Consider the following 2,414-nt stretch of genomic DNA (forward strand, 5'->3'; position numbering starts at 1 on the left):
TTCACAGTCTCCCACCTATCCTACACAAACCGAACCGAACACCAATACCAAGCTGTAGTGAAGGTCCCGGGGTCTTTTCGTCCTGCCGCGCGTAACGAGCATCTTTACTCGTAATGCAATTTCGCCGAGTCTACGGTTGAGACAGCTGAGAAGTCGTTACGCCATTCGTGCAGGTCGGAACTTACCCGACAAGGAATTTCGCTACCTTAGGATGGTTATAGTTACCACCGCCGTTTACTGGGGCTTAAATTCTCAGCTTCGCTCCCGAAGGAACTAACCGGTCCTCTTAACCTTCCAGCACCGGGCAGGCGTCAGTCCGTATACATCGTCTTACGACTTCGCACGGACCTGTGTTTTTAGTAAACAGTCGCTTCTCACTGGTCTCTGCGGCCCCACCCAGCTCAGACAGTAAATGTCGTCACCAGACAGGGCCCCCCTTCTCCCGAAGTTACGGGGGCATTTTGCCGAGTTCCTTAACCATAGTTATCTCGATCGCCTTAGTATTCTCTACCTGACCACCTGTGTCGGTTTGGGGTACGGGCCGTGTGAAAGCTCGCTAGAGGCTTTTCTCGGCAGCATAGGATCACTGAATTCGCCTCAATCGGCTACGCATCACGTCTCAGGCTATGTGCGACCCGGATTTGCCTAGGTCACGCCCTACACGCTTACACCAGTATTACCACTGACTGGCTCAGCTACCTTCCTGCGTCACCCCATCGCTTGGCTACTACCAGATCAGGTCCCATGCATCCACCAACTCGAGACCCGAAGGTCTTCTCGTGGCTTCAGGATGGTTAGTATCACTGATTCACCATGGGCGCGTTCACACGGGTACGGGAATATCAACCCGTTGTCCATCGGCTACGCCTGTCGGCCTCGTCTTAGGTCCCGACTCACCCTGGGCGGATTAACCTGGCCCAGGAACCCTTGGTCATTCGGCGGACGAGTTTCTCACTCGTCTTTCGCTACTCATGCCTGCATTCTCACTCGTGTGGCCTCCACGGCTAGGTCACCCTGCCGCTTCCATGGCCACACGACGCTCCCCTACCCATCCACACACCTGCCCAACACTCCGCAGAGTGAAGGGGGGCTATTGCGTGAATGCCGCAGCTTCGGTGGTGTACTTGAGCCCCGCTACATTGTCGGCGCAGGATCACTTGACCAGTGAGCTATTACGCACTCTTTCAAGGGTGGCTGCTTCTAAGCCAACCTCCTGGTTGTCTTCGCGACCCCACATCCTTTTCCACTTAGTACACGCTTAGGGACCTTAGCTGGCGATCTGGGCTGTTTCCCTCTCGACTACGAACCTTATCGCCCGCAGTCTCACTGCCGCGCTCTCACTCACCGGCATTCGGAGTTTGGCTGATTTCGGTAAGCTTGTGGGCCCCCTAGACCATCCAGTAGCTCTACCTCCGGTGAGAAACACGCGACGCTGCACCTAAATGCATTTCGGGGAGAACCAGCTATCACGGAGTTTGATTGGCCTTTCACCCCTACCCACAACTCATCCCCTCAGTTTTCAACCTAAGTGGGTTCGGTCCTCCACGACGTCTTACCGTCGCTTCAACCTGGCCATGGGTAGATCACTCCGCTTCGGGTCTAGAGCATGCCACTACGATCGCCCTATTCGGACTCGCTTTCGCTACGGCTACCCCACACGGGTTAACCTCGCGACATGCCACTAACTCGCAGGCTCATTCTTCAAAAGGCACGCCATCACCCCCAGCAGTAAACTGCTCGAAGGCTCTGACGGATTGTAAGCGCACGGTTTCAGGTACTATTTCACTCCCCTCCCGGGGTACTTTTCACCTTTCCCTCACGGTACTAGTCCGCTATCGGTCACCAGGGAGTATTCAGGCTTATCGGGTGGTCCCGACAGATTCACACCAGATTTCACGGGCCCGGTGCTACTTGGGTTTCCATTACAACAGTCACAAAGTTTTCGTGTACGGGATTCTCACCCTCTACGACAGGCCGTTCCAGACCACTTCCACTAACCCTGTGATTTCTTACTGTTGGCCAACACGGCAGTATTGACAAAATGAACCCCACAACCCCACGAATGCAACACCTGCCGGCTATCACACACCCATGGTTTAGCCTCTTCCGCTTTCGCTCGCCACTACTCACGGAATCACGGTTGTTTTCTCTTCCTGTGGGTACTGAGATGTTTCACTTCCCCACGTTCCCTCCACACGCCCTATATATTCAGGCGCGGGTAACACGACATCACTCGTGCTGGGTTTCCCCATTCGGACATCCTCGGATCACAGCTCGGTTGACAGCTCCCCGAGGCTTATCGCAGCCTCCTACGTCCTTCATCGGCTCCTGGTGCCAAGGCATCCACCGTACGCTCTTCATTACTTACAACAAAGATGCTCGCGTCCACTGTGCAGTTCTCAAACAACACACAA

The 2,414-nt window shown here is 54.8% G+C and carries 1 rRNA gene; it reads right to left on the bottom strand.

Annotation, left to right across the window (positions count from 1 at the left end):
- Window positions 1-2,370: ribosomal RNA gene (locus QRN54_RS33295) — 23S ribosomal RNA — on the bottom strand; the annotation flags it as partial.
- Window positions 2,371-2,414: the final 44 nt, after the last annotated feature.

Source organism: Rhodococcus sp. MEB032 (genome assembly GCF_030208925.1).
Lineage (GTDB): Bacteria > Actinomycetota > Actinomycetes > Mycobacteriales > Mycobacteriaceae > Rhodococcus_F > Rhodococcus_F qingshengii.